Origin of the sequence: Psychrobacter sp. 1Y1 (genome assembly GCF_051847395.2) — a bacterium.
Lineage (GTDB): Bacteria > Pseudomonadota > Gammaproteobacteria > Pseudomonadales > Moraxellaceae > Psychrobacter.
The window spans coordinates 1-4738 of the sequence record NZ_JBPYDF020000004.1 but is presented as its reverse complement, the minus strand read 5'-3'; the positions used below and the strand labels follow the sequence as shown (position 1 = coordinate 4738).

Here is a 4738-nt window from a genome sequence, read left to right as displayed (position 1 = left end):
GACTAAGGGTAAGCCTAGAGAGGGTGCAAAGGTGCTCTACGGCGATCCTAGGCTCACTGAGCAACTGATTAATACTACACCTTATAAGCAAAAGTATAAGTCAGGAGTGTTATCTTTTACGGAAGATGCTAAGGGGCTTACTGATGAGCAGAAGAAAGACATCATGCAACGCTTTGAAGATACCTTGTTTACAGGGCTAGAGCCTGACCAGTACGATATTTTATGGATAGAACATAGCGATAAAGACGGACGGCTTGAACTAAATTTTCTGATTCCAGGTCAAGAGCTGAGAAGCGGTAAACGGTTACAGCCATTCTATGCAAAAGCCGACTTAGTAAGAGTCAATGCTTTCAAAAATATCATCAATCAAGAGTATGGGCTAACTGACCCCAATGAGCCAGAGCGCAAACGATTGACCAATCCTTACATTAATAATGCGCCACGCCCGACACCGTATAATAAAAAGCCTAAGCCTACAAAGGAAGAGGACGATGAAATTATTGCCAACCCTCCTAATACTAATGCTTTGAAAGAAGCTATTGATCGAAAAATGCTGCAAAGCCTAGCCAATGACGAACTTAAAAACCGTAAAAGTGTAATTAATTTTTTAGGCTGTTTAGGGTTAGAGATAAAACGTGCCACTAAAAGCTCTATAAGCGTTTTGCACCCTACTATGAAGAGGAATATTAGGCTGAAGGGTGCTTTTTACAAAGAGGATTTTCGAGCTGTAAACCACCAACCTCGCATTATCGAGGAGCTTCAGCAAAGATATGCTAGAACTATTGAGTCTCGTGGAAGTAGAGACTCAAAAACGTGGATTAAAGGTATGGAAATCAAGAAAGAGTATCATCAAGAAATATATGGCGATATTAAAGCGCCTGAACCTTTAGATTTTGGAGCTAAGGCTACGCTACCTGATAACAAACGCGAGGTTACAACGACTAAGATTGTAAACACTGCTCCACAGCGCTTCTATAGCCCTCGTCCATAATTCCTTAATTGAATTAGGTTTGCGTACATAGGTCACTTTAAACACCTTTTGTTTAATAGGTGCTGCAAGCTTCAGAAAGTCCATTTTCACAAGCCTTACGCAGCCATTTCTCTGCTTCGTTGTAGTCTTGACGCCCGCCTTCGCCATTGTAATACAATAGACTAAGGTTATATTGAGCTGTAGAATCGCCTTGTTCAGCCGCCTTTTCAAATAGCTGCCGTGCCATGCCGTAATCACGGCTTACGCCTTCGCCATTGTAATACAATAGACCAAGGTTTACTTGGGCCTCGGCAAGACCCTGATCGGCAGATTTGTTGTACCACTGGAAAGCTTCATTATAGTCTTGACGCACGCCTTTCCCTTTATCATACGCACTCCCAAGATTGTACTGAGCCTCGGCAAGACCCTGATCGGCAGATTTGTTGTACCACTGGAAAGCTTCATTATAGTCTTGACGCACACCTTTCCCTTCATAGTACGCTATCCCAAGACTATACTGAGCTTCAGCAAGACCCTGATCGGCAGATTTGTTGTACCACTGGAAAGCTTCATTATAGTCTTGACGCACGCCTTTCCCTTCATCATACGCACTCCCAAGACTATACTGAGCTTCAGCAAAACCCTGATCGGCAGCTTTTTGAAACCATTTCACTGCTTCACCGTAATCATGACGCATGCCTACACCGTTAAAGTACATTACACCAAGATTAAACTGAGCTTCAGCAAAACCCTGATCGGCAGCTTTTTGAAACCATTTCTCTGCTTCATTGTAGTCTTGACGCATGCCTACACCGTTAAAGTACATTACACCAAGATTAAACTGAGCTTTAGCACTGCCTTGATCGGCAGCTTTTTGTATTTTGGTAACTCTGTTTTCGTCTATCTCAGAAATATCTATTGTTTCAGAAGCATCTGCTTCGTCAGAAAAATCCTCTCTTACAAAAACCTCTACTGTTTCGGAAACATCTGCTTCGTCAGAGATATTCTGGCTGTCTACATCTTGTGTTTTCTGACAGCTTGTAAGAGTAAGAGAGAACAAAGTAATAGAAAAAATTATTACTGCTGACTTGAATTTATTAAAGACCATGTATTTCATCTCTCTTTGGGAGTATTGTGAAGGCATAATGCAGATAGAAATAATAATTTAGCAGTTTTTATTAAATTTGAGGTTATGGGAATGCAGGACGATGGACTAGTTGGTTGTGGAATTTTCGTTTTATATATCGCTTTCTTTTTTATTACTGGAACGATTGCTTTTAACATAGTTGAACCACATAGCTTTTTTGGGGTATTAATATTTTTAGCAGTTTGGGGTTTAGTACAGTACTTTGGCCAGTTCATACTGGCGCTGTTGTTTACTCTGTTAGGCTCTATGTCTAAATAAGAAAAGTTAAGTTCTCAGGAAGGTTGAAAACCTAGCTTTTCAAGATAAGGGATGTAAAAAGAATGCTTACTCTCATCCAATAGCTCGTCTTCAATCTGCTTAGCAAACTGCTGATAGTCCTCGCCTGGCTTACTATAACTGGATAATTCATTCATTCTAGCTAGCTTAGCCGCAAACGCACTGCGTTGTTTATCGGTCATTTTCAATGAGGTAAGCATATCAGGTGTATCAGCATCTCTTTTTGAATCTAAGTCCTTCTTAGTTTTAACCTTAAACTTGAATGTGAACCCAACAATTCTGCGACCTTCTTTGTGCTGCTCATAGGTCGCTGTAATATTTGTATAATTATTAATCTCTTGAATAGCATAGTCTAAAACACGACTTTTAAAATTCCCCATCGTTTTATATTCATGTTCTTCAACACCTAAACGAGTACGTAAATTCTCGATAGTAATTTGTGGTGTTTTACCAACACTAAGCCACTGCATCAAGATTTCAAACATACGCAATGCATAGATACTATTTAAATCTTTTATCTGTTTTAACTCATACTCTGTATATTTCTCACTAAGCCTTGTTATGAGAGGAATAACGTCATTCCCAAACATAACCTCAACATATCCACCGCCCTCGCAATATGATGCACGTTGTACGAATCTAGACTTATTTATTCTGTCACGTCCCTTAGTATCTTTATCAGTCCAAACAAACTCACTTTCATAGAGACTTTCACAAGCAGATTTTAATGCGCGATAAGCATTCGTTTTGTCACATTCAAAATGCTTTTCATAGTCAGATGCTTTGATATGGTGGATGCCTCCAATCTCAGCCATACTTCCTTGTTCTCTCGCCTCAATAATAGCCAGTATGATCACACGTTGAGCAACCAGATTAATGGTATAACATGACTCAATAAGCGCATTAGCTTTAGTTACCATTTTATTATTTGACATACACACCCTCTTATTTATTAATATACATAATTTAAAGCAATGTATATATATATACAACCTATTTATTCAAGTATATAAAAGGTGTATAAACGTATATTAATGGGTGTATAAACGTATATTAATGGGTGTATAAACGTATATTAATGGGTGTATAAACGTATATTAATGCGCTTTCAATCCCTTTTATATCAATACATACAGAGGACGTAAAAGCTTTTAAAAGCTATTAAAAGCATTAAAAACCTTTTTGACTATAAATAAGTATTAAAAAAGCACTCTAAGCTTTAGTAGATTTTTCTTCTCTTAACTCATAGTCTTCTATCCAGTACTTAATAAACAAATCTAAAGTCTCTCTATATGCTTTGGGATCACTCTTAACCACAGATAATACCAATTGAGCTAGCTCCTTATTTTGCTTACGATCCTTAGAAGCAAACCTTTTAAGCTTTCCTTTGTTAAAATTAATATCCATTAGTTTAAGCACTTGGTCAGCACTGTATGATGTTAAGGAGTGTTCATTCAAATGCATATTATCAAGCTGTCTATTTTCTATTTTTTCTATATTAGGCAAATCACAAAAAGCGTGCCATAACTCCTTTCTCTTATCATTTGATAAATGCTTTAAATGATAAGAATACATCACCTCATGTAGATTCCCAATGTTGTCTATAATCCTTAGGAAGAGAACGATCGCATGACTTCTTGCTGTTCTTTTGAGGTTAACACGCCTCATGTTTTCCACTCGATTCTGATTTTTCTGCTTGATATCTTCCATTACTAAACCCTCTACAAACAATTAGTAAAACTCACTATAGACAATAACAAAAACCATCTACCCACAATAACTATAAACTATCTACCTACAATAGATTAAAAATAATATTATATCAATATTCCTAATTTTGCTATTATTAAGCCAGCAGTCCTAAGAGGGGGCTATTTTCACTTCGTTGCAATATCCCCTCTTAGGTGCTGACAAAGGGGCTTCGCCCCCTTGACCCCCAAACCCTGAATCAGGAGTTCGTCCAATGCCAAAGATTAGCCGTGATAAAAGAGACAAAGAGATTACTATTCGAGTGAGTAAGGATGAATTGACTGAGCTAAAAAAGCGGCAACAGGGAACAACTATGGCAGGATGGATGCGTGGTTTAGGTTTGGGAGTAACGCCAATGAAGCCAGCTGATCCTGATTTGGTTCGCTCACTTGGACGTATTGGTTCAAATCTGAATCAGCTCACTAAACACGCTAATACCAATAAAGCATTGGATCAAAGTATCCTTGATCAAATCACTGCTATTAGGGCATCAATTAATGCGCTGCTCGATGAACATTTACGAGGTGAGGAATGATAGTTAAGTTCTTTAGGAGAGGGCAAGGATCAGGCGCAGGGCCGCTCAACTACCTATTGCT

Annotated in this window: 6 protein-coding genes; 3 read left to right on the top strand and 3 right to left on the bottom strand. The window is 38.4% G+C overall.

Translation table 11 applies throughout. The annotated features are described in order from the left end of the window. The coding region (locus ACS8FA_RS27930; RefSeq protein ID WP_522902009.1) for a relaxase family protein at positions 1 to 991 on the top strand (991 nt) is incomplete at its 5' end. 52 nt (positions 992 to 1043) lie between these two features. On the opposite strand, the gene ACS8FA_RS27925 is transcribed toward ACS8FA_RS27930, so the two are convergent. Continuing rightward, positions 1044 to 2078 (bottom strand): SEL1-like repeat protein, encoded by a 1035-nt coding sequence (locus ACS8FA_RS27925; RefSeq protein WP_522902008.1) that lies wholly within the window; start codon positions 2076 to 2078, stop codon positions 1044 to 1046. Between the two features lie 90 nt (positions 2079 to 2168). Here ACS8FA_RS27925 and ACS8FA_RS27920 point away from each other — a divergent pair, with 90 nt between their 5' ends. Next, positions 2169 to 2375, top strand: coding sequence for a hypothetical protein (locus ACS8FA_RS27920; RefSeq protein ID WP_439267472.1), 207 nt, complete (start codon positions 2169 to 2171; stop codon positions 2373 to 2375). 14 nt (positions 2376 to 2389) lie between these two features. Here ACS8FA_RS27920 and repM read toward each other — a convergent pair whose 3' ends face one another. Further along, on the bottom strand, positions 2390 to 3328 hold the full coding sequence (gene repM, locus ACS8FA_RS27915; protein ID WP_439267474.1) for a replication initiation protein RepM: 939 nt from the start codon (positions 3326 to 3328) through the stop codon (positions 2390 to 2392). Between the two features lie 277 nt (positions 3329 to 3605). After that, on the bottom strand, positions 3606 to 4103 hold the full coding sequence (locus ACS8FA_RS27910) for a hypothetical protein (RefSeq protein WP_439267476.1): 498 nt from the start codon (positions 4101 to 4103) through the stop codon (positions 3606 to 3608). 253 nt (positions 4104 to 4356) lie between these two features. Here ACS8FA_RS27910 and ACS8FA_RS27905 point away from each other — a divergent pair, with 253 nt between their 5' ends. Further along, a complete protein-coding gene (locus tag ACS8FA_RS27905; protein WP_439267478.1) occupies positions 4357 to 4677 on the top strand; it encodes a plasmid mobilization protein in 321 nt (106 codons plus the stop codon). The last annotated feature ends 61 nt before the right edge of the window (positions 4678 to 4738 follow it).

What these genes read in the sequence shown, in the direction of transcription:
- ACS8FA_RS27925 (WP_522902008.1), bottom strand. Translation starts at nt 2,078, where the DNA reads ATGGTCTTTAATAAATTCAAGTCAGCAGTAATAATTTTTTCTATTACT.
- ACS8FA_RS27920 (WP_439267472.1), top strand. Translation starts at nt 2,169, where the DNA reads ATGCAGGACGATGGACTAGTTGGTTGTGGAATTTTCGTTTTATATATC.
- repM (WP_439267474.1), bottom strand. Translation starts at nt 3,328, where the DNA reads ATGTCAAATAATAAAATGGTAACTAAAGCTAATGCGCTTATTGAGTCA.
- ACS8FA_RS27910 (WP_439267476.1), bottom strand. Translation starts at nt 4,103, where the DNA reads ATGGAAGATATCAAGCAGAAAAATCAGAATCGAGTGGAAAACATGAGG.
- ACS8FA_RS27905 (WP_439267478.1), top strand. Translation starts at nt 4,357, where the DNA reads ATGCCAAAGATTAGCCGTGATAAAAGAGACAAAGAGATTACTATTCGA.